At 49.9% G+C, this 24382-nt stretch carries 30 protein-coding genes, 2 tRNA genes and 1 other RNA gene; 9 read left to right on the top strand and 24 right to left on the bottom strand.

Annotated elements, in window-relative coordinates; genetic code table 11:
• The first annotated feature begins 63 nt into the window (after window positions 1-63).
• The 3 genes from HY455_01870 to HY455_01860 all read left to right on the top strand — a co-directional run bounded on the left by HY455_01870 (window position 64) and on the right by HY455_01860 (window position 1436).
• A complete protein-coding gene (locus HY455_01870; protein ID MBI4118266.1) occupies window positions 64-702 on the top strand; it encodes a C40 family peptidase in 639 nt (212 codons plus the stop codon).
• A gap of 120 nt (window positions 703-822) precedes the next feature.
• On the top strand, window positions 823-1119 hold the full coding sequence (locus HY455_01865; GenBank protein ID MBI4118265.1) for a hypothetical protein: 297 nt from the start codon (window positions 823-825) through the stop codon (window positions 1117-1119).
• A gap of 2 nt (window positions 1120-1121) precedes the next feature.
• Window positions 1122-1436, top strand: coding sequence for a hypothetical protein (locus tag HY455_01860; protein MBI4118264.1), 315 nt, complete (start codon window positions 1122-1124; stop codon window positions 1434-1436).
• A 64-nt stretch (window positions 1437-1500) separates the two neighbouring features.
• Here the strand turns inward: HY455_01860 and HY455_01855 are convergent, their stop codons facing one another.
• Entirely contained in the window at window positions 1501-2883 is a 1383-nt protein-coding gene (locus HY455_01855; protein MBI4118263.1) for a dihydrolipoyl dehydrogenase, read from the bottom strand.
• A gap of 158 nt (window positions 2884-3041) precedes the next feature.
• Between HY455_01855 and HY455_01850 the strand changes: the two genes are divergently transcribed.
• On the top strand, window positions 3042-3875 hold the full coding sequence (locus tag HY455_01850) for an ATP-dependent Clp protease proteolytic subunit (GenBank protein MBI4118262.1): 834 nt from the start codon (window positions 3042-3044) through the stop codon (window positions 3873-3875).
• A gap of 41 nt (window positions 3876-3916) precedes the next feature.
• Here HY455_01850 and HY455_01845 read toward each other — a convergent pair.
• The 11 genes from HY455_01845 to HY455_01795 all read right to left on the bottom strand — a co-directional run bounded on the left by HY455_01845 (window position 3917) and on the right by HY455_01795 (window position 14122).
• A tRNA-Gly gene (locus HY455_01845) sits at window positions 3917-3987 on the bottom strand.
• A 21-nt stretch (window positions 3988-4008) separates the two neighbouring features.
• The gene (locus HY455_01840) at window positions 4009-4398 is read right to left on the bottom strand and encodes a septum formation initiator family protein (GenBank protein ID MBI4118261.1); all 390 of its coding nucleotides are present in this window, start codon (window positions 4396-4398) and stop codon (window positions 4009-4011) included.
• Window positions 4399-4563: 165 nt separating this feature from the next.
• Complete coding sequence (gene lepA, locus HY455_01835) at window positions 4564-6360, bottom strand: elongation factor 4 (GenBank protein MBI4118260.1); 1797 nt, start codon at window positions 6358-6360, stop codon at window positions 4564-4566.
• Window positions 6361-6790: 430 nt separating this feature from the next.
• Window positions 6791-8464, bottom strand: coding sequence for a murein biosynthesis integral membrane protein MurJ (gene murJ / locus HY455_01830; GenBank protein MBI4118259.1), 1674 nt, complete (start codon window positions 8462-8464; stop codon window positions 6791-6793).
• A gap of 74 nt (window positions 8465-8538) precedes the next feature.
• On the bottom strand, window positions 8539-10911 hold the full coding sequence (locus HY455_01825) for a tetratricopeptide repeat protein (protein ID MBI4118258.1): 2373 nt from the start codon (window positions 10909-10911) through the stop codon (window positions 8539-8541).
• Window positions 10912-11125: 214 nt separating this feature from the next.
• An RNA gene (rnpB, locus tag HY455_01820) (RNase P RNA component class A) lies at window positions 11126-11479 on the bottom strand.
• A 49-nt stretch (window positions 11480-11528) separates the two neighbouring features.
• Window positions 11529-11987 (bottom strand): DUF192 domain-containing protein, encoded by a 459-nt coding sequence (locus HY455_01815; protein MBI4118257.1) that lies wholly within the window; start codon window positions 11985-11987, stop codon window positions 11529-11531.
• A gap of 26 nt (window positions 11988-12013) precedes the next feature.
• Window positions 12014-12289, bottom strand: coding sequence for a hypothetical protein (locus HY455_01810; protein ID MBI4118256.1), 276 nt, complete (start codon window positions 12287-12289; stop codon window positions 12014-12016).
• Window positions 12290-12299: 10 nt separating this feature from the next.
• Window positions 12300-13007, bottom strand: a complete 708-nt coding sequence (locus tag HY455_01805; protein ID MBI4118255.1) for a hypothetical protein — start codon at window positions 13005-13007, stop codon at window positions 12300-12302.
• Window positions 13008-13015: 8 nt separating this feature from the next.
• A complete protein-coding gene (locus HY455_01800) occupies window positions 13016-13876 on the bottom strand; it encodes a hypothetical protein (GenBank protein MBI4118254.1) in 861 nt (286 codons plus the stop codon).
• Between the two features lie 63 nt (window positions 13877-13939).
• On the bottom strand, window positions 13940-14122 hold the full coding sequence (locus HY455_01795; GenBank protein ID MBI4118253.1) for a hypothetical protein: 183 nt from the start codon (window positions 14120-14122) through the stop codon (window positions 13940-13942).
• Between the two features lie 230 nt (window positions 14123-14352).
• Between HY455_01795 and HY455_01790 the strand changes: the two genes are divergently transcribed.
• The gene (locus tag HY455_01790) at window positions 14353-14844 is read left to right on the top strand and encodes a hypothetical protein (GenBank protein MBI4118252.1); all 492 of its coding nucleotides are present in this window, start codon (window positions 14353-14355) and stop codon (window positions 14842-14844) included.
• Window positions 14841-15290 carry a hypothetical protein gene (locus tag HY455_01785; protein ID MBI4118251.1) on the top strand — a complete coding sequence of 150 codons (450 nt, stop codon included), beginning with the start codon at window positions 14841-14843 and terminating at the stop codon, window positions 15288-15290. Before HY455_01790 ends, HY455_01785 begins: the two co-directional genes overlap by 4 nt.
• Before the next feature lie 68 nt (window positions 15291-15358).
• On the opposite strand, the gene HY455_01780 is transcribed toward HY455_01785, so the two are convergent.
• The 9 genes from HY455_01780 to HY455_01740 form a co-directional block, all read right to left on the bottom strand.
• A complete protein-coding gene (locus tag HY455_01780) occupies window positions 15359-15625 on the bottom strand; it encodes a hypothetical protein (GenBank protein ID MBI4118250.1) in 267 nt (88 codons plus the stop codon).
• 34 nt (window positions 15626-15659) lie between these two features.
• Window positions 15660-16091 (bottom strand): DUF1761 domain-containing protein, encoded by a 432-nt coding sequence (locus HY455_01775; protein MBI4118249.1) that lies wholly within the window; start codon window positions 16089-16091, stop codon window positions 15660-15662.
• 110 nt (window positions 16092-16201) lie between these two features.
• Window positions 16202-16672, bottom strand: coding sequence for a YjbQ family protein (locus HY455_01770; protein ID MBI4118248.1), 471 nt, complete (start codon window positions 16670-16672; stop codon window positions 16202-16204).
• Window positions 16673-16769: 97 nt separating this feature from the next.
• Window positions 16770-17480, bottom strand: coding sequence for a hypothetical protein (locus HY455_01765; protein ID MBI4118247.1), 711 nt, complete (start codon window positions 17478-17480; stop codon window positions 16770-16772).
• Window positions 17481-17559: 79 nt separating this feature from the next.
• Entirely contained in the window at window positions 17560-18552 is a 993-nt protein-coding gene (locus HY455_01760; protein ID MBI4118246.1) for a serine hydrolase, read from the bottom strand.
• 79 nt (window positions 18553-18631) lie between these two features.
• Window positions 18632-18716: transfer RNA gene (locus tag HY455_01755), tRNA-Ser, on the bottom strand.
• Between the two features lie 29 nt (window positions 18717-18745).
• Complete coding sequence (locus HY455_01750) at window positions 18746-19063, bottom strand: hypothetical protein (protein ID MBI4118245.1); 318 nt, start codon at window positions 19061-19063, stop codon at window positions 18746-18748.
• Window positions 19064-19219: 156 nt separating this feature from the next.
• A complete protein-coding gene (locus HY455_01745; GenBank protein MBI4118244.1) occupies window positions 19220-19579 on the bottom strand; it encodes a hypothetical protein in 360 nt (119 codons plus the stop codon).
• 137 nt (window positions 19580-19716) lie between these two features.
• The gene (locus HY455_01740; protein ID MBI4118243.1) at window positions 19717-20610 is read right to left on the bottom strand and encodes a M48 family metallopeptidase; all 894 of its coding nucleotides are present in this window, start codon (window positions 20608-20610) and stop codon (window positions 19717-19719) included.
• A 105-nt stretch (window positions 20611-20715) separates the two neighbouring features.
• On the opposite strand from HY455_01740, the gene HY455_01735 reads away from it, so the two are divergent.
• Together HY455_01735 and HY455_01730 are read left to right on the top strand one after the other, a co-directional pair.
• Window positions 20716-20949, top strand: a complete 234-nt coding sequence (locus tag HY455_01735) for a hypothetical protein (protein MBI4118242.1) — start codon at window positions 20716-20718, stop codon at window positions 20947-20949.
• The gene (locus tag HY455_01730) at window positions 20950-21159 is read left to right on the top strand and encodes a hypothetical protein (protein MBI4118241.1); all 210 of its coding nucleotides are present in this window, start codon (window positions 20950-20952) and stop codon (window positions 21157-21159) included.
• 43 nt (window positions 21160-21202) lie between these two features.
• Here the strand turns inward: HY455_01730 and HY455_01725 are convergent, their stop codons facing one another.
• From HY455_01725 to HY455_01715, 3 genes are all read right to left on the bottom strand, one after another.
• Window positions 21203-21829 carry a LemA family protein gene (locus HY455_01725; protein MBI4118240.1) on the bottom strand — a complete coding sequence of 209 codons (627 nt, stop codon included), beginning with the start codon at window positions 21827-21829 and terminating at the stop codon, window positions 21203-21205.
• Window positions 21830-21949: 120 nt separating this feature from the next.
• Window positions 21950-23596: a chaperonin GroEL gene (gene groL, locus HY455_01720; protein ID MBI4118239.1), complete on the bottom strand. Its 1647-nt coding sequence runs from the start codon at window positions 23594-23596 to the stop codon at window positions 21950-21952.
• 3 nt (window positions 23597-23599) lie between these two features.
• Complete coding sequence (locus HY455_01715; protein ID MBI4118238.1) at window positions 23600-23908, bottom strand: co-chaperone GroES; 309 nt, start codon at window positions 23906-23908, stop codon at window positions 23600-23602.
• A gap of 218 nt (window positions 23909-24126) precedes the next feature.
• Here HY455_01715 and secG point away from each other — a divergent pair, with 218 nt between their 5' ends.
• Window positions 24127-24354: a preprotein translocase subunit SecG gene (gene secG / locus HY455_01710; GenBank protein ID MBI4118237.1), complete on the top strand. Its 228-nt coding sequence runs from the start codon at window positions 24127-24129 to the stop codon at window positions 24352-24354.
• Window positions 24355-24382: the final 28 nt, after the last annotated feature.

Genomic DNA, 24382 nt, shown 5'->3' with positions numbered 1-24382 from the left:
GAAATCTGCCCTGCTGGGGCAGATTTTTGTTCTTTCACAAGGAAACCCAGAGAGGAGAGAGGAATGGAATACCGAGCTGTCGGAAATCGCTGCGCAGTGTCCCTCGATTCGCTACATTTGCCGCTCTCGCGTGAGGAAACTTTGGCCATGCTTACCGATAAAGGTTTTACATTGGTTGAAGTGGATATCGTCGCACTCGCTCGGCAGCGCATCGGAACATCATGCTTTCGTGACTATGCAAAGCCGCGTGATGCTCCATGGTTTGTCGACTGCTCGGGCCTTGTCAGGTGGCTCTATGCCCAGCGCGGTATCTGGCTGCCTCGGCTTGCGATCGAGCAGCGCCGACTTGGTGAGGTCATCGCTCTGGAGGAGATTACCGCCGGAGACGTAGTATTTGTTACAGGATGTGTCAATCTCTATGATACTGACCCCAATGATGGGGTTGGTCATGTCGGTATTGCTACTGGCGAGGGAACGATTGTTAACGCAGCAAACGAAAGAGTCAACGTGGTGGAGACTCCGCTCCGCAAGTTCGTCGGCGGAGCCGAGAAAAGCAGGCTTCGCGGCATACGTCGCTACATCCCAAAGAGTGTAGAGGTACTCACGTTCGAAACTCCCCATGGAGAGGAGGTGGAGATTTCAGCTGACATAAGATGGATTATTCTGCAATCACTATCCAAAAAGCAGCGTAAACACGCGTAAACCCCAAAAGAGCAATCAACATTGATTGCTCTTTTTCTTTTGCCCCGACATTTCTTAAGTGCTACTCTTTTAACAAAGCGGGGCATCTTTCTTGCGGGGATAAATGTTATAATTTGCATCATGACATCGGAATCAGCACCAAAAGGAGAAGAATTTGAAGCCCATCGATCAAGAATTGAAGATCCTCAATTCATTGCGGAGTTTTTCGCTGCTTATGCGAATGCGTTAGAGGAAAAGGTGACGGCATCTGATAGCCGCTTTTCGGACGAAGAGTTGAAAGCTGTTGAGGAGTTCAGCAAAATTAGGAAACTCCCTCACACAAAGTCGTTTTACGAAACGTTGGTGAAGGTTGCTCAAGATTTCCGTTTTACACCAGACGAAATAGACGTATTAGCAGATAGATTTCTTAAAAAATAACCATGAAGTACTCTGATTATCTCTTTAAAAGTTTCGTGCACGGGTCCGGCGTATTTCTCTATGTTTTTGGGGTGGCCTCGTTCCTCTCCAATGCAGAGCGCATTTTTGGGAAGCACGAAGAGGGGTTGTTTGTTCCCATCTTCATGCTCCTCCTCTTTATCATATCGGCGACGATTACGAGCCTCTTGGTCTTCGGGTGGCCAGTGTACCTTTACCTCAACAATCAGAAAAAAGAGGCTATTGTGTTCCTCCTCGCGACACTCGCTTGGCTTGTCGCCTTCCTCCTCTTAACCGCTTTCGTCTTGCTTCTCATCTAGTAAGTAGGTACGAAAAAAAACTCCAATCCGCCAGCTGGCAGATTGGAGTTTTTTTGTGGCCTAACTACAACGCCCTCTGAACTACCTCTGAGAGCGCGGGGTGAACATGGATAGAATCGCGAATAAGAGAAATGTCACCACCCGCCTTCATGGCGACGATAACCTCGTGGATAAGTGTTGAGGCATGGGGCCCCATAATATGGCATCCTAAAATCTTTTCTTTTTCTGGATCAATGATGAACTTTACAAAACCATCTTTTTCCTCAAGAGCCTTACCCATGCCTGTTTTGGCATATTCTTTTTTACGTACTTCGTATTTAATTCCTTTCGCTTTTGCCTCCTCCTCGGTGAGTCCGACTCCTGCAACTTGGGGGTAAGAAAAAATCGCGTGCGGCATGAGCGAATAATCAACGGGGGTCTTCTTTCCACCAGTCAATGCCGCGAGCAGGTGCCGCGCCTCCATGTTGGCTCCATGCTTGAACGGCGCCTTGCCAACAATATCCCCGAGCGCCCAGACATTTGGCACGTTTGTTTCCAGATATTCGTTCACTTTCACAAAGCCGCGCTCGTCTAATTCGATCTTCGTGTTTTCTTTGAGTTTCAGTAGATCACTTGCGGACCGACGCCCTGTAGTGAGGAGTAACGCTTCGGCTTCGAGCGTCTGCTGTTTCCCGTCTTTGCCTTCAACAATCACCTGTTTTAGTCCGTTGCCTTGTGCAACAGAGATAACTTTTGCATTCAAAACAACTCGATGGCTTTCCGAAAAAATACGGGTAAATGCGGCGGAAATATCACTGTCTTCACGACCAATAAGCCGCTCCCCCGCTTCAATAATCGTGACCTCCGTCCCCAGCGCACCGAAAAAGTGCCCCAATTCGGCAGAGATATAGCCACCGCCTATGATAATCATGGACTTCGGCTGCTTTGTAAGTCTTAGCGCTTCATCGCTCGTCAAATATTCAATGCTCTCTATCCCCTGGACCGGAGGAACAAAGGGCCGCGTCCCCGCCGCAATCAAAATGCGCTCGCCCGTAATGGTCTCTTGTCCTGAGGTACTCGAAGGGCCGCCGACATCTAGTGTTTTGTCACTTACAAAATATGCCTCTGTCTCGTAGAGGTCGATTCCGGGGTGTGCGCGGACTCCTCGCTCAAGTTTTGCCGCATCAGCATCCACAAACTCGCTCGCTCGATTTACCACATCAGCAAAACGAATACCTGTGATCTCTGCGTCAATGCCAAACTCTCGTGCTCTACGGATTTCATTTGCAACATCTGCCGCGTGGATGAGGATTTTTGAGGGGATACAGCCACGGTTGAGGCACGTGCCGCCAAGCGGCCCTTTTTCGATGACGGCAACCTTCCAGTTGTTTGCCTCCGCAGTTTTTGCCGCGAGGTTCAATCCGGAACCAGCGCCGACAATGACAAGGTCGTAATGTTTTTGCACCATAGTACCCATTATATCGCAAAAACACTTAAATCTAAAAGGGTTACACCCATTAAAGAACGGTTTGGGACAAACATATGTTCTAATGCGGAGGCCTTCTTGCCTTTTCCCATTTTTGAGCTATACAATGGGTGGAGAATAGCAGATTGCGAGGTAACCCCATGGCTCGCCAGATCAAAAGACGCCCCAAAGGCAGCGATGCCCGTCTGGCGCCCATGGCGCCTCGACGGAAGACACGTGTCGACAATCACATTCTGGACAATGTCCACACGTATCGAGTGGACCTAGACACGTTTACGATCTATCTCGGCAATGAAGAGACGGTGATTCACTCAGACGCCCCGGAAAGCCTCGAGCCTGGCGTTGAACACAACATGGCAGGCCGATTTGAGCGCAATCTCGGCATCTTGAGTAGCATTGATCCGACGCGTCCGATTTTGATCAACCTTGCGAGTTGTGGCGGATTTTGGGAAGAGGGTATGCAAATGTTTAGCGCGCTACTCGCCTCGCCAAACCCCACAACTGTCCTCGCGATGAAAGACGCGAGGTCCATGACTTCGATTATTCCGCTTGCTGCAGACCGCTTCGTACTGCGAGAGCCAACGGGGTACATGTTCCACCATGGTTCATGGGAATTTTCTGGGCTCACCCAAGAAGCAACAACCCAGCTTGTCGAGCTCTTGAAGACCCAGGATATGATGCTGCGACTATATGTTGCGCGACTAAAGGAGCAGGGGCAATTCCAAAAGTCGCCTCCGGAAAAAATCCGAAAGATGCTTGAAGGACTGATGGAGCGCCGCATTGATACGTTCCTTTCCGCCGATGAGGCAAAGAAGTGGGGGTTCGTTGATGACGTGATTGACGGTACCCATACCATTTCACGTGCAATGGAACGGAACGAAGAACGCAGGAAAAGAATGTTCCGGGTCTTGTCAGCACCCGTCGATGTCTCAAAACTTTTGGGGAATCTTGGCCGCCAGTTTAAACCTGAGTAATAATTTCAACACCTTCTTTCGAGGGTGTTTTATTTTCTTAGTGCGGGCACGGGGAATCGAACCCCGATCCGTTGCTTGGGAAGCAACTGTTCTGCCACTAAACTATGCCCGCGCGCACCCATATAATCTCATACTACATTCCAAGGAGGCTTTTCAAGCCCCTAGAGATGTTTGCCCAAAAGCCTCCCTGTGCGTCCTCCTCAACCCCGGCTTGATTTTTATCATTAATGACCACAATCACCCCCTCGCCTTTCTTGACCAAGCCAAAGGTGGTTCGAAACTCTTCCTCAACCCCTTCTACGGTCTTTAGTTGAGCGACATCCTCTCTCACCTGGGTGATGCGCTCCTCAATCCCCGATAGGGCCTCTTTGCTCTGCAGGCGCTCCCTGGCAGCATCTTTGAACTTCCCGTAGACATTCCACACTGCGCTTACACCCATAAGAAGAACGAGTAGGAGAAGGCCAAGAGAAAGACGCGAGTAGAGGAGACGCAAAAAACGCTGTTTCTTTTGGATTGAGCGCATATTGTTAGTATACAATATTTGGTATAAAGTATGAGGTATGCTTTTCGATCAACGAAACAAAAAAATAGTGAAGTGGGTGTGGATCGTACTTGGGATTTTTGTCATCCTCTCGATGATTCTCGCTTACGCACCTGGGCTATTTTACTAAATACACTATCCAAAGGATCATTTTTCTCGTCGGATCATTTTAACGAACACATCCTGCGGGATCTCGACGCTTCCTTTTCCGCGCGCAAGCATCTTTTTCTTGCCCTTCTTCTGTTTCTCCAAAAGCTTCATTTTTCGTGTAATGTCTCCTCCGTACAGATACCCCGTCACGTCCTTGCGCATTGCGGGTAGTGTTTTTGATGAGAGAATGCGCCCCCGCGCGCGCCCTTGGATTTTGACGGGGAAAAGCTGTTTTGGGAGAACATCATAGAGTCGCTCTACGGAATCCTTTGCCTCATCGTAGGCACGGGCGAGCGAGACGACTTGTGAAAACGCGGTGACGGACTCATCAGCAACAAGAATATCGAGGCGCGCTACTTCAGCCTCACGCATATCGAGGGGTTCGTACGAAAGCGAAGCAAATCCCGATGAAGCACTTTTCAGCTCATCGAAAAACCCGCGCATAAGCTCACGAAGTGGCATTTCGACCAACAAGGAGACACGCCCGCCACTCCAGTTTTCTGACGCCCCAGCCACGCCTTCGTGTGTGTAGCAAAGTTTGATGACATCCCCCAAGCGCGCTTCAGGCGTAATAATCGTAAGACGAACCCAAGGTTCATATACCTTTTCATATGTTCCATGATCTGGAAACTGTGTCGGTGAGTAGATTTTCTCACGTTTACCTTTTTTTTCTACTTCGTACACAATGGACGGAGAGGTTACGACTAACTTAAGACCAAACTCGCGACGTAACCGTTCAATTACTATTTCCAAGTGAAGCATCCCAAGGAACCCACACCGGAACCCTCGCCCAAGTGTTGGAGACATTTCTCCTTCAAAGGAAAGAGCTGCGTCCGATAATTTGAGCCGCTCTAAGGCACTTTTCAGTTCATAGAAGTCACTTTGGCTTTCTGGGTACAGCGAGATCCATACCATACTTTGGGGCTCTCGATATCCAGGGAGCGTTTCGCTCGGGCTCTTGGCACTGGTAAGGGTGTCTCCAATAATCGCTTTACCCGCCTCCTTAACACCAGAGACAACATACCCAATTTCACCTGCACCAAGCTCCTCCACGGGTCGCTGAGTCGGTGCAAATTGTCCAACTTCAAGTGACTTAAACTGTTCTCCTCGTATTTTAAGTGAAAGTTCATCAGCCTTTTTCACCACACCTCCAAAGACACGCACATACATAACAATGCCGCGATGCTCCGAAAAAGCATAATCAAAGACAAGCGCCTGAAGTGACTTTCCTGAAGCGCTTGTAGGGGCTGGGATACGCTCAATAATTGCCTTGAGTAGCTCGGGGACTCCTTCTCCTGTCTTGCCCGACACACCCACAACAGTTTCCGGGGGTACGTCGAGTAAAGACGCGAGCTCTTCCCTCACTTCCTCAATACGCGCGAGCGGGGAGTCAATCTTTGAGACAACGGGGATCAGTACGAGTTCTTGAGCACGCGCCATCTCAAAAACCGAGAGTGTCTGCGCCTGTACGCCCTGGGTAGCATCCACGAGCAAAATCGCCCCTTCGACAGCCTTTAGCGACCGGGAAACTTCGTAAGAAAAGTCGATGTGGCCTGGGGTGTCAATCAAGTTCAACTTATAGTCGGTACCCCCTAGATTGTGGCGCATCGTGACGGGTGTCATCTTAATCGTGATCCCCTTCTCCCTTTCGAGCTCCATATCATCCAAAACCTGCTCACGCATTTTGCGCTTTTCGATAGTCCCTGTTACCTCAAGCATCCGGTCAGCTAAAGTAGACTTCCCGTGATCGATATGCGCGATAATGCTAAAGTTTCGAATAAGCTTCGTATCCATTGATTCAACAATACCTGAAAATGCCCTTTTCTCCAAAACAATGAACCCACGGTTCTAGAATCGCGATGCTCCGCCCCGCTTGCATCACTTAACTCCTCCACGGGGAACCCTACTGGTTCCCCGACCCCTTCCTGTATTCCCGCATTCTCCCACAGATGTAGTCCGTGGGAGAATGCGGGAAATTGACAGGCGCGTGAAGAATGGCTATTGTCTGTGTAGCAATTCTTTGGGGTGTGTGATGCTCATCACTGTGAGGTCGCGATGTCATTCTTCGAGTATTTGGTTGGGGACGTGATGGGAAATTCCCCTCCCACGTAACCGCGCATCATAAACTATGGTTGTTGTGGCTTAAGAATTTTTGGATCCACAACCGCTAATCGCCTGTCTCGCTCTACGCGAGGCAGGCTTTTGTTTTCTAAACGCCAACAACTTACAGTTCCCCCTGGTCTGGTGCAATGGGTTTCCCTCGCCAGAACTTCCCGTGGAGAGCCTTGCCAATTTCTTTGACCTCCTGGTTACCAAGAAGAAGCAATAAAAGAATCCCGGCCAAGATACCGATGAGACCCGAGAGGAATCCTTGAGAGAAGATGCCAAAGAGTGTGTTTAGATCAAAGACGTCATCGAATACGCGAAGAGACTCGAACGAAACAAACCCCATCGCAACCGCACCGTAGAAACTGTGCCGCAGTGTGAGCCACACCTCTTTAAACGGCGCATCAAAGTCGCGCGAGAAGAAGATCCACAATGCGACGAGGTTTAGTATCTGACCTATCGAAAACGCAAGTGGGAGCATGAGAATGGAGGTGCCCTCAAGACCCTCGACGCGCAGGACCGTCTCAATGAAATACTTGAATGTCTCTGATGAGGAGAAGAGCGAGAAGAGGAAAGATCCCAGGAGGACGGTGCCGACCGCCGAAATCACGTTCACAAAAAGCGGCTTCTTGGTGTAGCCGGCCGCATAATACCCACGGACAAAAAGGAGGAGTAAGCTTTGGGCGGCAACGGACAACGCAAACAGCGCTAGTGCCGCGGCTGTAAGTCGTGTCTCCGCCCATCCAAACTCTCCTGTGCCGAAAATGGTTCGAACAATCTGTGCACGCAGGACAATAAAAAGCACGGTTATCGGGATTGACCAAAAGATAATGTGCCGAGCTGCGGTCAAAATCTGGGACACAAACGCCGTACGCTTCCCGTTTGAAAGCAGATACGCAAGGGTGGGAAATGCGGCAACCGAATAACTAATTCCGATAACCGAGAGCGGGACAGATTGGAGATTGTAGGAGAGATTGAAGACGGCGATTGAACCTTCCGCGACAAGAGAGGCCATCGCGATAAAAATTAGGATCACAAGATGATTTGCCGACAGAGTAATCGTCCTCGGCAAGGAAAGCGCGAGTACACGCTCGAGCTCAGCAAACCGCAATCCAAATGAGAATCTGGGGAGAAAGCCATTCCGCGCGAGCACTGGCAATTGAATAGCGAAGTGGAGAAGAGAGCCCAAAACAACCCCGTACGCAAGCCCCGGCATTCCAAAGGTCGGGTAGAGGAAGAGAATGCCGAGAATGATACCGAGATTATACACAACCGGCGTCAGGGCGTAGATAAAAAACCTCCGAAGCGCCTGCGTCACACTCGCGAAAAGGCCAGAAAGGCCGAGAAGTATCGGGGAAAGAAGCATGATGCGCGAAAGCAGTATCATTGTCTCTTCTGATGCCGGGTCAAAACCAGGGACAACGAGGGGCGCGAGTCTCGGCATGGCGACAAAGAGGATTGCCGAGACGACAGTGATGGCTAGGAAGAAAACCGTAAATATGGAGTTGAAGAAACGCTCCGCGTCTTCCTTGTCTCCAAGCCTCTCTACGAAAAACGGAATCAAGACGGCAGAAGCGACGAGAGACGCGAGTGAAATAAAAACAAAATCAGGCACACGAAACGCCGCATAGTAAATATCGAGCTCGAGACCTGCCCCAAAGTTCCCCGCGAGGAGGCGGTCACGCACCAAAGCAAGCAACTTTGAGAAGAGTGCAAACCCACCAAGGAGAAAAGCGGCCTCAAGAAGACCGCTTGTCTCTCCATATAAGAGATCTTTTAACTTCGTGACCATTAGAGAGGGACTTAGAGTGCTGCCCTACCCGATTATGTGGGTAGGGCAGGCACACTCTAGCAATAATCCATTACTTATTCTTCTATAGGCGGTTCGTCAAGTTCGGCTGGCGATGCGGTTTTGCGTTCAGCAAAGGGGGCTCGCCCGTCTTTTAGGTTCTCGAGGATGTTCTTGATGTCCTCGTTATCGGGGTTTGTTTTTGTAAGCCCATCAAATATCGCAATTGCCCGCTCGCTCTCCCCTATCATGTCGAGTGAGAGACCGAGATAATACTGCGCATTGGCGTAATCGGGGAGAAGCGTTACTGCACGCTCAAATGCCGATGCCGCGCCGCGGTAGTCCTTGTTTGCATAGCGCAAGAGACCAAGACGGAAGAAAACCCCGGGATTATTCGCATCGATGATAGACGCCTGCTCCACCGAGCGAATAGCATCTTTGACGTTCCCCTCGTCAATCTGCATCTGCGCCAAGAGGAATATCGCATCTGTGTAGTTGTTTTTGAGAACAAGCGATTGCTGGATGAGCTCGCGAGCTTTGTCGTTATCACCGCGGCCTGCCTCCAGGCGCGCCTCCTCGAGGAAAAGCTCGGGACTCTTGGGGTTATAGAGGCGCGACTGCTCCAGGCCCGCTTTTGCATTCTCATACGCCCCTGTCACATTGAGTGGGACAACGGCCGTGTACACCCTTGAGAGAGTAAGCCAGTTTCGATAATTTGTCGTATCGTATCGCACGGCGTTCTGTGCGGCGTCTATCGTGCTCCCTAGAATATTCTGGAACTCCGCGCGAGCGTTGTCTGGTGACAAGTCTTGCCTTCCCAAGAGCGTAGATAGCCGTCCTATTCGTATTTCAGAAAGCGAGCGGTATACGACATCTGAATCCTGGAGTGCGCCTGCACGCACAAGCGCTGCGTCTGCTTTATCAAGATTGCCCTCGGCCGCCGCAACACTGCCTTGGTGGTATGAGAGGAGCGAAAGCCCACGTTTCCCGAAATCGTACATTCCTCCAGCAGTAACGACGAGAAGCGCCACAAGAGCAAGAACAGAGAAGAAGCCGGTTCGCGGATCGCGAATGTAAGAAAATTCAATACTCGGAATCTCTTTTTTTTGCGCGAGAAGTGCGATAAAAATCCCAGTAAAGAAGAAGGCGAACGCGACAATGGTGACCCCTGGAGTGTAGAAAATTGCTGTGAGCCACAGATACAGTGCCGCAACAAACGATGAGAGGACGAGGTAGTTCGTGCGCGTGTCACTAAAGGCAAAGAGTGAGCGAGCGGCACTATACAAGAAGGTGCCGAAGAACACAAGCCAAGCAAGCAAGCCCAAAAGGCCGGCGGTCACCGCGTAGGTGGGGATGAGACCGACCCCGTGGCGAAAATCGGTATTCCAGAGTTGTGTTGCATTGATTGCGTCGGGCTTGTGAAGAAGCCAGGAAATATTGAAGCGGTTCGGACCATTCCCGACAAGGGGTTGCTCCTTCCATGTTTGCTTAATAATGTCGACTGTTGCAGACCAGGAGGGGCGTACTTCCACAACAGAAGGGAGCGGTACGTACTGCCGAATGGCGTTTCCAATGGCGCTTCCGGCCATCAAAAAGACCGAAGCAATGAGAAGTACCACGAGTGCAGTGACTGGAAATGCGTATACCTTTTTCCTTTGTGTCTCAACAAAACGCGTGACAGACAGGTGATACACGACCATAACAAGCGCGGTTCCCCCAAGAAGTATCCAGGAAACAGAGAAGTTGATGGTAGCAAGAACAATAAGTGCCGCCCCAAGCAGAGTGTAGGCAAAAATCCGCATGCGACCCTGGGGATAGGAAAGCTCAATAATCATGAGCGTTAAAAGAGCTACAAGACCCGCAAAGATTCCAAAGTCATTCCACTTCCCTAAGAGACTCATCGATTCTGACGTGAAAATTCCAAAATCTAGAAAATCAACTCCGACCACTAACCGCAAGGCATGATAGACAAAGGCAACGAGAAATGAGAGGAAAAGCGCGAAGTAGGAAAGAGAAACCCAGTAGGCATTGCGGAATAGGGCGGAAACAAGAACAAGAAGCACGAAGAGAAAGGCAAAGGAGAGTGCCGTGCCAAATTCATACGCAACCCCGCCAAGAGAGACACTCATGACCGGAGAAAAGAGGGCCGCCAAAATGAAGACGACGACTATTGCGAAAGCGGCGAGAAGTATTGGGCTCTTAGGGATACTGATCGCTCCTTCCTTGAGCCGCGCCACAACCCAAAGCACGAGGGTGGCTAGAGCGATTGCCGCGATAAAAAGCATCTTTCCCCACTCGAGCGGGATACTTTCAAAAGGTACGAAAAGAAGGGGGGTAAGAAAGAACCCAGCAACGATGACCCATGCGATAAGAGCATCGATGGACGTACCGGCATCTTGCTTACTCCGCTCACCAGAAATATCGGCTACAAAATTTTTAAGAATTTCCATAATAAGTCCCGCAATGAGTTGTGTGTTAACGCGGGAGGGTATGCACGTAATTATCCAATAAAAAACCTTTGATCTAACACATCGCCTTACGTTACAGCGAAGCTAACATAGATCAATGACACGTATGCTAATTATACCGCTACACGCACACGACACAAGAGACAGCCCTGGTAAACAGAAAATCCCCCCGATTTCTCGGGGGGATTTTCATGTATGTTCCCCTGTATCTATAAGCCGAATTCTGTATCCCGACATGACATCGGGACGGCAGCTATTTATCTAGGATCCTGATTGCTCAAGACCTCAAGCGGCACTGTCACTTCTGCCAGTTGGTAGAAGTGACCACGGCCTTGCACGCAGATAGGAATTTGGCCGTTTCACCCCCGCCTTTCGGCGGGATTACTCCCTAAGGAGCCCTCGGCCTCTCGGCCTTGGCGTCACTGCTCGCATCCCTTGGATTACTCCAGACGGGTGTTACCCGCTACCGTCCTCCCCGACTTACGTCGGGGGCGTGTTCGGACTTTCCTCACTCCGATTTACATCGGAGCGCAACTACCCAATACAGGGGATACTTACATTATACTATACAAAATAGAAAAAGCAAGCCAAAAAACGTATTAGTTGGGGATCGTAACCTTATCCCCCTCTTTGAGATGCAAGACGTCTGCGGCACCAGCAGAAAGCTCAAGCACATATCGTGCTTCCCGCTTTGGATGAAACACGGTTGGGTATGAGTCCGGGGAGACATCTCGCGCAGAATCAACAACAACGAGGTCCTTATCTAGCCAGAGAATATCGATTGGAAAATGCATATCCTTCATCCATATCCCGTGAAGGCCACTTTCGGGAAACATGAAGAGCATTGCCCGATCCTTTGGGAGAGAAGCACGACGGGAGAGCCCGCATGCGCGCTCTTCCGCCGTACCCGCTATTTCTACATCAAAGAATGCCCCTCCCAGACTTAACGACGCAAATGTCGGAAGTGTCGCACCACATGTATTAGCATCAAAAAAGACATGCCGGGCAAATACTACTGCTAAGACAAGAAAAATGAGAACGCCTAAATATTTACTCACAATGGAAAGCTTAGAAACTAGAACTTTCACGAAATGTCCCGGTGCGTTTCGTACAAAAATGCGGCCTCTCCATGGCGCCCCCTCATCGCTCGTGCTGTTTCGTTAAAAATCTCGTCCGAGGTGACAGAACCCTTGTCGTCAATAAAGGTATCGACCTCTTGCATTACCTCCCCACAAATGCGCTCCGCGTCTTCTTTGTGACATGCCGCAGAAACACATGCCGCGTAACATGAGGCATATACTTTGTGGTTATCGTAAGCTTCCTCGTGTCCGTGTCGTTTAACAATGTGTGTGTGGTCCATACATACTATTTTACCCAAAATTAATCGACCCGTTTGCAATTAAAATCAAGAGCCAACCCAAGGCAACCAGGAGAAGTCCTATAAGGAGGCGCACGTAACCGCGCGCGCCTTGTTTCCATGCCTTGAGTCGCTGAACTTGCATCCCCCCAGCAACAAGAAGGAGGAGGATAATGAGTGGCGCGACGAAGATGATGTTGTACAGCACGAGCATCATGAACGCAGTGAAATCAAAGTACTGCGCAAGAAGTGTGATAATCGCGAGATACGGCGCCCCGGTACAAGGTAGCTCAACCGCCGAGACAAAGGCGCCGAGAAAAATGACTCCTGGGATCGTGGCGCGTTCCGAGTAGACGTGGATTTTTTTCGCAAAAGCCACGGGGATAGCGAGCGAAAACCACCGCCCATACCAAAAGTAATCTTTAACCTCAAGAAGTCCGGCAAGAATGATGAAGGCGCCTACGACAATCGAAATATAGAGTGTCAGCACCAACGGAACTTTGGTGAAGAAGTAGGCGAGACCAAGTCCGGCGAGAAGGTAGACAACAAAGATGGAGAGTATATAGAGACAACCTAACCACAAAAGCCGCCCCTTCGATCCTCCCGAGGCAAGAATGACGCTCACCATCAGGATTAAGACACCGATAGCGCACGGGTTAATGGAGTCAATGGCCGCCGTTGTAATGACCGTTAAGAGGGTTGGTAGTTGTGCTTCAAGCATATGCGTACTTAATTGCGGATATCATCACCTAGATCCGGCCAGAGAATGATGAGGTCTCCCCTGTTTTCTGCCGCTTCATATTGCTCACATGTGCGAAAGGTCTTCTCTTTTTCAGGAACAAACTCAAAGACGACACAGTCGCCGGGCGGAACTATCGCTTCGGGAGTCATGACATAATCCGGGAAATCGCTTCCCAGCTTTTGTACGCTGGCCACCCACGGCTTTTTGCTCACATCCGTGCTCCACAAAAATGCCTGGAGTGTTCCCGGTCTTCCACCTGGACACATCCTCCCGTTCTCCATTACCACTAGACCGTTGTTCGTCGGAACAACGAGCCGTTCGTTTGTGAGCTCGCCCCCGATTACGTTAAAAAAGTTACCGAGCGATGCTTCCGTAAAGGCACTAATAATGCCTTCGATATGAATACGAAGATCGCCGTGTTCGTGAACCTCGGATGTACCAATACGATTAGAAAGCCCCGATGGATCGAGTGAATCAATTTCTTCGTCGCAATTAAAAACTCTGAAATCTGCGTGCCAATGTACGGGGCCTCCCGTTGGGGACAGGCGCACATCATCTAATGTTCGGTCAACCAGGACCCATGTACTGAGTATTGTAATAGCAGAGAGTAGGAAGAAGAGAAAAGCTTTTGCGAACTCACTTTGCGGCTTCTTCACAGTGACAGCGAGTGCGATGAGGAGCAGTAGGCCGAAAGCAACACCGGTAAGCACTAGTTGGCTCGCGCCAGAAAGTGCGCCGATGACTGCGCCAAACTGTGCCAAGTCTATCGGACTATGCTCGTGCCCATCATGAGCACGGGCGATAGATGGCAAAAAAACCGCAAGTAAAAAGACGATGCGTTGAAACATATTTTTCTGCACATGCGCCCTGCCGTGCCGAAGGCACAGCAGGTTCGATGTGAAGAAAAATGGTTAGCAAAACTCACACACGTTTTTGTCCTCGCTCTTGTGTTCGTGTTGCCCCGAAGCCTTCGCGCTTTCCGCGCCCCCCATGCTTGTATCAACCCTATTCATGTCGGGATTCACTTGCGGCTCCTTCGGCATTTGACCGTCATCCTTCTTCCCCATACCAAACATTTTTTTAAGAAAATCCATAGATGTAAGCAAAAAACTAACTGGTAATACAACAGTTGTCACTATTGTATCACAAGACGCGCAAGTACCCAGAATCTCTTTCACGAAGTGTGGATAAATTACCCGGAGGTTCAACCTTTTTGTGATTTATCAACAACGTAGTGAACAATATCGAAAGCCCTCGAAGTGCTTGTTGACAAACATTGGCGGTGTTATAAAATACGCAAGGCACTAAACCACGGAGGTTGCCAATGGCACCCGAAAAAACACAGATTCGTTGGGGAAGAGCCGTACTCACTGTTGTTGGGTTCATTGCCGCACTTGCCTTCGTAGGAGCAATCATCTTCCGCATTGGCTGGGTTAACTTCGTCGACAATTACGAGCTCGGCTACAAGTACGATGCCCGCACCGGTGAGATTTCGCGCATTGAACGAAATGGGTATGTCATCAACCCACCATTTCTCGTAATTGTGGGGACCATTGACCTTCGTCCTATGCAGGTGTGCATCAACGCAAATGCTCGAGTTCTGAACTGCAAGTTGGTGAAGTTCAACCCTGAAGGGCTCGATCTCTTTCTCTCTTGGCATGGCCGTGATTACAGGTCTGGCGCCACTGTTCCGACAGGAACTGGGGCTACAGCATTGGGTGAGATTCTGAAGAGCTACGCATTCGATGGAAGTAGCAAAACCTACCCATTCCTCACCGTCCTTCGAGAGCTTAAGGCTGAAGACGTAGCGCCGTGATAAGGTTTTCGGCAAGTGTTGTCGCGGTAGTCGCCTCTTTGCTTTTTGGTTTTTACCTTGCTTTCCTGAATCACCTCGACCCCCACCAGGTGGGTATCACGTGGAATGTGGTCGACGGTACAGTAGCGATGCAAGAGAGGTCGGGGTGGCACATCACTCCCCCGTGGGTTTTCGTCTCTAGGATCGATACGCGGCCCACGCGAGTGTGCATTACTTCCTCCGGCGTCGCTGTCTTCAACTGCAAGTTGGTTCGTTTCGAGCCAAAGGCATTCCGCGAGTTTGTCGCCGTTGAAGGTTGGCGATACTGGTGGTTGGCAAATCGCATTTCTTTTAACTTAGGGTATAGAGAGGAGTATCGCGGTATGAAGGATATCCTCCGCGGGTACGCCTTTAGCTCAAAGCAGTATCCGTTTATCGTGGTCTTGAGAGACATTGATGAAGAATAGCCGAGCATTAGCTCGGTTTTTTTAATGTAAAAAGGCGCAAATAAAGCGCCTTTTGGGATTCTGCACATCTATAGTTTTGCCATCACCCTCTGGTGCACAAACGGACCATAAAAAGCCGCTCTGGCAAAAGTTTTCAGGCTCTGGGAGGCCGTCATGCGCAAAAGTCTTTTGTCCCCCTTGATCAGCGACTCTCTTAAGGATCCAGTGCCTACAATGACCCATAAACCGGAGAAAACGAGGGTTCCGACCAACAAACCGTTGATATAGGCAAGCAGAGCCGCAATTATGAAGATCACTGAAGCGACGAGTTTTGCTCCCAACTGCCAGCTCCTCATTACTTTGTTCTGGTTATGAGTGTACCAGAAGGAGTTACTTGAGAAAAGTGATGACGAGCGCCATCGCGATAAGCGAGACGAGTGAGTTCGCGGCATTAAGACAAAAGAGTTTCCATGGTCGGCCTTCCCATAAGACAGCTCCGAGTTGCGTCGTTGCGATATACCCAAGCCAGATCCAGAAAGCAAGCTGGAATGCAAAAAGATACGATCCGACAGAAGCCCCGAAGAAGAGTCCCCACACATACGCATCGTGCGCGAGGACGAACGACATGATGAGCGCGGCAATGAAACCACCGACCATCGCCTGGACTGGAGTCATCGTCATCTTCTTCATGTCTGCTTCAGAGAACCCTATGAGTCGCCTCCACTCTTTTCCAAATAAGGGCCCGTACCAAAGCATTCCTATCCCCATATACACGACTGCAGCTACTACTACCGCGACAAAATTAATACTTATCTCTGGCATGCACGTGCGAGAACGTTAGTCGTAATGTTGACTCAAGTATACCACGCGATAAATCGTGCGTTATCCACTTTTTCAAAAGAAAAACCCCATCCGCCAACTGGCGGAGGGGTCTACGCTTCACCAAGAACTAGTACATCGACAAAACGTTCCTCTCGATGAACAGGGTCACAATCGACAAAGAGCAGCGCCTGCCATGTCCCGAGTTGTACCACAGAATGCTTAACGATAAGCGTAACTGATGGCAAAAGACCGAGAGCGGCACGTAAGTGCGACACACCATTAACGGGCTCATTGGTTAGTGTGGCGAGTCGCTCGGGGCGGTCATGAGTATACGTTCCTTCTGGGCAGAGAGACACTAACAGATTTGGGAAGTCGTTCTGAAGCAACCCATCTTCGTTCTCATTTACGAGAAGCCCTGCCGTTGTGTGGAGTGATTGAGCGACCACAATCCCGTGTTTAATCTTTGAAGCAAGTACTACCCCTGTTATGTTTTTTGTAATATCGTACAAACGAATGTTGGGCACACTTGTCGGTAGCATCCCTGCCGTTCGAATGGTCAGCTTGTCGAAATGATGTGCCATTTCTCCTCCGGCGCTCGCAAGAAAGCGTAAACAGCTTTTCCAACTATAGAATACTTGGGGGCTTTGTCAACTAATACACTAATTAAAAGCGCGGGGCTTATGCACCCGCGCTCTTTTTCTCTTGCAGACTAACTGCCTTACTCGAAACCTTTCGAACTCGAACACCCTGCTTCTCTCTTTCTAGTTGAGTGGCGGCTCGCTTAAAGACGAAGCGGACAACTGATTCAATATCTACCATTGCGGCAAACTTGGGGGGCTTGTCGCTCATTGCTCGAGCAATCGGGTTCGTATCGCTCGTCTGTCCGCCACCGAATGACGGGAATTCCTTAGTCGCCGCGCGGACAATTCGCCGCACAAACTTGTCATGTGACTTTGCTACTTCTGCCTTGCGCTGTTTCTTGAGACGCCGCTCAAAAGCCTTTCGCGCTTTCGGGGCTTCCTCCAGCCCTTGTATCACATACGCACGAACGAGCTCCGAAATTGTAACGTGCGTCTCGTGTGCCTCATCGCGAAGTTGCTCATATTCTTCTCTTGAAATCAGGACACTACGCACGCGCTCACTATTTAATGTGCCTTGCGGATTTCGTTCGGCACTGCGCTGGGCGCTAATCAAGCGAGCCACAGAATCTCGCCGACGTTTGGCGTTCTTAAGCCCTTTTTGAATGAAAGAACGCGCCACCTCGTAACCAGGCTTTTCTTCCCAAAAAGCAAATCCACGAAGTGCTTTGTGATCACTGGCACAAAGGAAGTAGCTGGTTGACACCACCACGCGAGACTCATCCTTCGCCACATCTTTTCGCTTCGCCATTTCTCCGACTCCGCTTCATTTCAAAACTCCTGCAACTATAGAGCGTCTCGAATGGAGAGTCAAGATTCTCTGTAATCGGCTACTCGTTTTGGTAGAACTGATCAAGTTCTGTATACGCCGTTGTTGCGATATCCGCAATAGCAGAGGAAAGTGCCGAAAGATTAGTTCCTTTTGTCATGACGCACAAAAGATAGGGATGGTCAGGATAATAGACGATGCCGCAGTCGTGGAGTTCAAAGGGGCCCGTCTCCTTCTCAAAGAAAATGCCATACTTATTGGCAACAGTCATATCTTCTGATACACCCTTCCGAATACCATCTTCGTAGGCGCCACTGGACAGAAGCGCGAGGGCTGCCTCCGACATCTCCCGGTTCAAGTAGGAAGCGCCGTAGAGGACACGGAGTGCGAGTGAATACTTTGCAGGTGACATGGCATAAAAACCGTTGTCACTTTGTGAGTCGGGGGGTGGCAAGCCGAGGTCGGAAAAGACCTCTTCGAGGATGGGAAGATTAACATTATCGAGCAGAGTGTGTTCAGCGGCATTAGAAGAGTAGACCGCCATACGCTCTATTAAGTTGCTAACCGTATAGAAACTGCCGACCTCTAATGGCGGAACTCGTCTTCCGTCTGGTCCATACTGGCCTGGCTCTTTTGCATCGGTAAACTGTAAAACTTGGGTCAGCGCAGAGGGCTTCAACTCAGCTTCCTTTAAAAAGGCCATCATGAGAAGAACCTTCATCAGACTCGCGGGGGTATATTCCTCGTCTTCATTGATACCAACCCAACGTCCGCTGTTTAACAGCCGGAGGTAAACGGAGAGATGACCCACTTCACGGTCAGCAATCTTTTTGTCGATGACTCGTTCAAGCGCCGATTCCACCGAATGCAGTTCGGAAAAAGATCCTGCCTGCGCAATTTCACATGCAAGGATTGGGCTGATGAATTTATATTCTCCCTCACGCACAATGAAACCACGCTCTTGTGTTTGGAAGGTTCTATGAAGAGTATAACCAAGTGCTGCCCCCAAGATGAAAGTGAGGACAATAATTGTTATATGTTTCCACTGCAGCATACTGTTTAAAAATCTTTTTCCCTATGAACCTGGGTGTACACCAAAACGGAGGCGGTGGCCAAACGTTGCGTGACCTGGACGGAGGGGGGGAGATTCGAACTCCCGAACCCTTTCGGGTTGCACGCTTTCCAAGCGTGTGCACTAGACCACTATGCGACCCCTCCAAAAAAACTACTATACCAGGAAATGCATCTTACGCATAGAATTCAAGAACGATATACGACACGAGTCCGAGCACCATCGCAGCATACCCAAGGAGAGACATCGACTCATGAAACACAAAGATGTTTACGAGCGTAAGTGCCAGGATATTAATGATGACCATTGCCAAACTTGCTTGAGCTATGTTTTGTCCAAAAAAACTCATAGCGAGGAAAAACTCGCCAATAATAAAAAGGGTGAATCCTGTCCAAAAGAACGTTTCCCCTCTCCCCTCAATTGCAAGCTTGGTCATAATATCTCCTCCAGTAAGAATAATCCCACCCACGAGAATCCAAGCCCACGGAGCCATACTGTGTGCTATAGCAGAAAGTAATAGCATTGTTTCATTATACCAACATTCACAGTAGAAAAAACAAAAGAGCAGCGTATCATGCTGCCCTTGTCGGGGGAGGCCTGTCTGCGTGCCGCGCACAGGCAGAAAACCTCCCCCGGTGTGTGTTTGTTGTTATGCGAATGCGAAGCTCTGACGCGTGCGCTCACGACGCACGCGCTCGCGACGTCTTGCCTCCTTCCAGAACCGACGAGTGGCGGACCGAACATCGATGCACTTCGGCGCCCGCATTTCCCACTTAGTGGGCACATAGGGTCCGGCCTCCACGGCTACAGCCTTGCGCACCCCGGAAGTGTTCTCGGTGTTGCCCTGCGGAGAGGGAGCGACGCCACGAGTTCCCCGCACAAGGACCACGACGGGGTCATTCGGGGCCACTCTCGCCGTCACCGTAGCGGTGACAGTTTCTTGCTTCGGTTCGGGCCGGAACAAGACGACGCCACGACGGTTTGAGATGGTCTTATAACGGACCGGCATGATGAAAGATCTCCTCCAATTCGTTTCCCCTTAATTATAGCAAATTGGTAGCAAAAGTCAATAGATAGCGATACACTAAAAAACACTTGAGAATTAAGTGCTTTTTAAACTTTTTTGAGCGAAATATTAAAATACTCCTAAAGCCCGCGCAAGATCCGAACGCGCTCTTTGGGATCAGGGTGTGAGCTAAACAGCTTGTTAACCCAGTGCATTCCCCTCCCATTCGAACCAAACGGATTGGCAATAAAAAGGTGGGCGGTCGCGTGGCTCGTCTTCCTCATTTCCATTCCATGCACCGCAATCTTCTCCAAAGCAGTGGCAAGTCCTTCCGGGTAACGGGTTAATAGTGCCCCCGAAGCGTCCGCTAAAAACTCGCGCTTGCGAGAAATAGCCAAGTGAATGAGTTGCGCTGCGATGGGAGCCAAGATTGCAGCGACAAGTCCCAATAGTAAAAAAGCAACGCCGGCGCGAGAGTCGCGGTCATGACCTCCACCAAAATACATCATGCGAAGAAAGATGTCTGCGAGGATTGCAATGAAACCAACGAGAACGACTGCGACCGTTGAAACAAACATGTCCCGGTTACCGATATGCGAAAGCTCATGCGCAATGACACCTTCGAGTTCTGTCTTGTTCAGGATCTGCAAGAGCCCCGTCGTCGCAGCAACGACTGCGTGTTTGGGGTTCCTTCCTGTCGCAAATGCGTTCGGCGCCGGATCATCCACCACATAGACCTTCGGCATTGGGAGCCCCGCGGTGATGGAGAGATTCTCGACAACATTCCAGAGTTCGCGATGTGAATCGCGGGTTATCGGGTGAGCCCCTGTCATCTTGATCACAAGCTTATCGGACCACCAGTAGGCGCTGACATTCATGCCGAGAGCTAATGCAACTGCGACATACAGGACGACGGCGTCTCCCATGTACCAGCTAAACCCCCAGCCAATGAGAATAACCACGATCAAAAACCCTAGCATAAGAAGCCATGTTTTCCTGATATTTGCATCTTTGTGGGTGTAAATGGAAGCCATAATATAGCCACTAGGGATTAGCAATTAGGAATTAAACAATTGGGGGGCTTGCGTATTTCAAATAGTTGTGGTAAATTGTTTTTAGAACAAATGCGAGGAATAGCGATGGTAACGCAGACGAAACCCTCTTATCGTGACGTGTCTTTTGATGGTCTGGATCTAACGTTCCTCGTTATTTGCTTCGGGTCTTTGGGTCTCTTTCTCCTGATGATACCTTTGGGTGCGTTGGGCATCTTCGGACCAAGTCTCCTCCTGATTCCAGGTCTCCTCATAGCCGCTCTCGTGGGCGCAATCGGATTTGTCACAAAAAACTGGGAACGTCTAGACAAGTACTCCTAAATGCTCGCGCGTCTGTTGAAGGTCACCTTTCTTGTCTGCCTCGCTGGATTTTTCCTCTACCCGATAAGCGATCTTTTGCTAAATAGGTTCTGGAATACTGATCTACCCAATGCCTTTCAGGCGTTCAATAGAGTTTGGGACATCCCGTTCACATTCTTGGGCATCATGTTTCTTGTTGGTCTCTGTATCTACGAAGCGCCGAGGCGCTAGCGCAAAATCCCCCAATAGGGATTTTTTTATTGCACTCTAGTAGCTAAAAGTTCACATTCACCGGCTCGCGCGCTCCTGCCTCTCCAAGTTCGAAGAAGTCGCGCGGCTTGAAGCCAAAGACTCCAGCAAAGATATTGTACGGAAACGAGTCGATTGCTGTGTTAAGGTCGCGCACATTCGTATTGTAGAATCGTCGCGCCGCTTGAATCTTGTTCTCTGTGTCGGAGAGCTCGCGTTGGAGCTCAAGAAAGTTCTGGCTCGCTTTGAGATCCGGGTAATTTTCAGAAACGGCAAAGAGCGACTTGAGCGCATCCGAGAGCATGTTATCTGCTTTGTTGTGCTCCCCCACTGTCTGTGCCGCAAGCGCTTGCGCCCGGGCTTCTGTCACCTTCTCTAGGGTCGCGCGTTCATGTGTCATATACCCCTTCACAGCGTTCACCAAATTCGGGATCAGATCATAGCGGCGCTTCAACTGCACGTCAATGTCCGCCCATGCCTCTTTGGCACGGTTTACGAGCGCGACAAAGCTGTTGTAAATTGCGACGAACCAAAAGACTGCGGCCACTGCAATCGCGATGAGGTTGAATTTCCATTCGATAAAATCGAAGAAGCCACTTGCAAGGAGGGCTAGTACAACAAGTGCAAAGATGATATTCCAAAATTGAGACATGGTGCTAACTGATGGTTAGTTAGTAAGATACGATCAATAGTAGCATACAACTCACCCAACAAAAACCCCGCGCAAGGCGCGGGGTTTTTGTTCTTTTGCGACATTTATAGGTGGGTGTCACTACATCATTCCTGGCATACCGCCTCCCATTCCGGCGCCATTATCGCCTTTCTCTTCTTTTGGCTCTTCAGCGATCGCTGCTTCAGTCGTGAGGAGGATACCCGCCGCAGAGGCTGCGTTTTCAATAGCGCTCCGGGTCACTTTAACAGGGTCAATGATACCTGCCGCAATCATGTCTGGGATCACCTGGTCCTTCTTTGCATCATAACCTGCGTTACCCTTGCCCTTTCGTACTTCATGCACAATGAGTGAACCATCACCCTTTCCGGCATTAACAGCAATCTGGCGAAGAGGCATCGAAAGCGAGCGAAGGACGATCTCGTAGCCAGCGCGCTCTTCTTCTGAAAGACTCTCAAGGCTTTTCTTGCCTTCGAGTTTCTCGAGCACCTTAACCAATGCGGTGCCACCCCCAGGCACAACACCTTCTTTAATAGCGGCACGAGTAGCGTTCACCGCATCTTCAATCTTCAATTTCTTATACTTCATCTCGGTCTCAGTTGCGGCCCCAACACGAATCACGGCCACCCCTCCTGAAAGTTTGCCGATACGTTCTTGGATTTTTTCTTTATCAAATTTAGAATCTGTTTGTTCAAGTTGACGCCTCAGTTGTGCTACGCGTTCATCGATGTCAGACTTCTTCCCCTTGCCATTGACGATGAGGGTGGACTCCTTGGTCGCGACAACTCTCCCCGCCTTGCCGAGCATCTTTACTTCCGCATTTTCAAGTTTGACACCTCGATCTTCAGAGATGACCTGTCCACCCGTCGTAGTTGCAATGTCCTGGAGCATCTCTTTCTTGCGGTCGCCGTAGCCAGGAGCCTTGACCGCGAGTATACTAAAGGCGCCGCGTAGTTTGTTCACGACGAAGGTGGTGAGCGCCTCGCCCTCCACATCATCAGCAATAATGACGAGCTCCTTTTTGCCACTCTGCGCCAGCTTTTCAAGAAGCGGTAAGATTTCTTGCACGCTTGCAATCTTTTTGTCGGTAATAAGTATCGAGACCTCGCGGTATTCCGCTTCCATGCGTTCCGTGTTTGTAATCATGTACGGAGAAACATACCCTTTGTCGAACTCGAGCCCTAGTGCAACTTCTGACTCGACGCCAAATGACTGCGATTCCTCGACGGTCACGACGCCGTCTTCGCCAACCTTCTCGAATGTCTCAGCGATCTTCTTGCCGATCTCTTCGGACTCCGCAGAGATGGTCGCGACATGTTCGATCTCTGTGCGACCCTTGATCGGTGTCGCAATGGTGTGAAGCGCCGCGACGACATCCGCGAGTGCACGCTCAATACCCGCGCGTGTCGCCATGGGGTTTAAGCCCATTGCAATCTTGCGAAAGCCTTCAGAGACCATTGCCTGGAGAAGCACGACGGACGTCGTGGTGCCGTCACCGGCGACATCGTTCGTTTTGTTCGCAACCTCTTTCGCAATCTCTGCACCCATGTTCTCAAACTTGTCCTTGAGCTCGATTTCTTTTGCTATAGAAACACCGTCGTTCGTGATGGTGGGTGCGCCAAAGCCTTTGTCAAAAATGACGTTCCTCCCCCGCGGGCCCAAGGTTATCCGGACAGCGTCTCCGGCAATATCTACTCCGCGCCTCAAGGCGCTGCGCGCTTCTTCGTTAAAGAGAATTCGTTTTGCCATACGTTATTTGATGATAGCCAAGATATTGGATTCGCTGGTAATGAGAAACTCCTCCCCCTCAACCTTTATTTCATCAGGACCGTATTTCGAGAAAAGGACAACGTTGCCCTTCTTGACTGTCATGGGCACAAGGTCGCCATTATCATTTCTCTTGCCTTCGCCGACTGCTACAACCTTGCCCATCTGAGGTCGCTCTCCCTTTGCAGTATCGGGAATAATAATACCCGAGTCCGTCCTCTTCTCATCTTCGAGGGGCTCAATGAGAACCCTGTCCCCCAAGGGGATAATCTCTTTTGGTTTTTTTGTACTCATAGTTTTAAAAAATTAAGTTCTTTTTGCTACGTCCTCACCACCTTAGAAAACAAGGCGACAAAGCCGCTCTTTGTTATACATAACCCACTTCGTGGGCAAATTGTAACACGCAAATTGCAAAAAAGCTACTGCCACATAGCCCCTTGTATTAGAGGGCTTTCGGGCATGTTTGCTGGGTAGTTGACTCCGTCGCAATAGTACGCTAGAGTGGGAATTACATGGAATTGCTTGTATCGGTCCTTCCTTGGATCCAAATCGTGCTTTCAGTGCTCCTCGTCGCAGCAATCTTACTCCAGCAAACTGGAGCCAGTTTAGGTGGAGCATTCGGTGGGGCAGACGCAGGCGGCTTCCACACAAGGCGTGGTGCAGAGCGCGTTTTCTTCCTTGCAACAATTATCCTTGGTATTCTTTTTGCAATTACAGCGTTTGTCACTCTCCTTATTTAGAGTTTAGCGACTAGCTCATAGGGACGAA

This window comes from Parcubacteria group bacterium (assembly GCA_016204045.1).
Lineage (GTDB): Bacteria > Patescibacteriota > Minisyncoccia > Phycocordibacterales > UBA2135 > JACQLQ01.
Note: the sequence above shows the minus strand (reverse complement) of the source record. Positions and strands in the feature narration are given on the sequence as shown.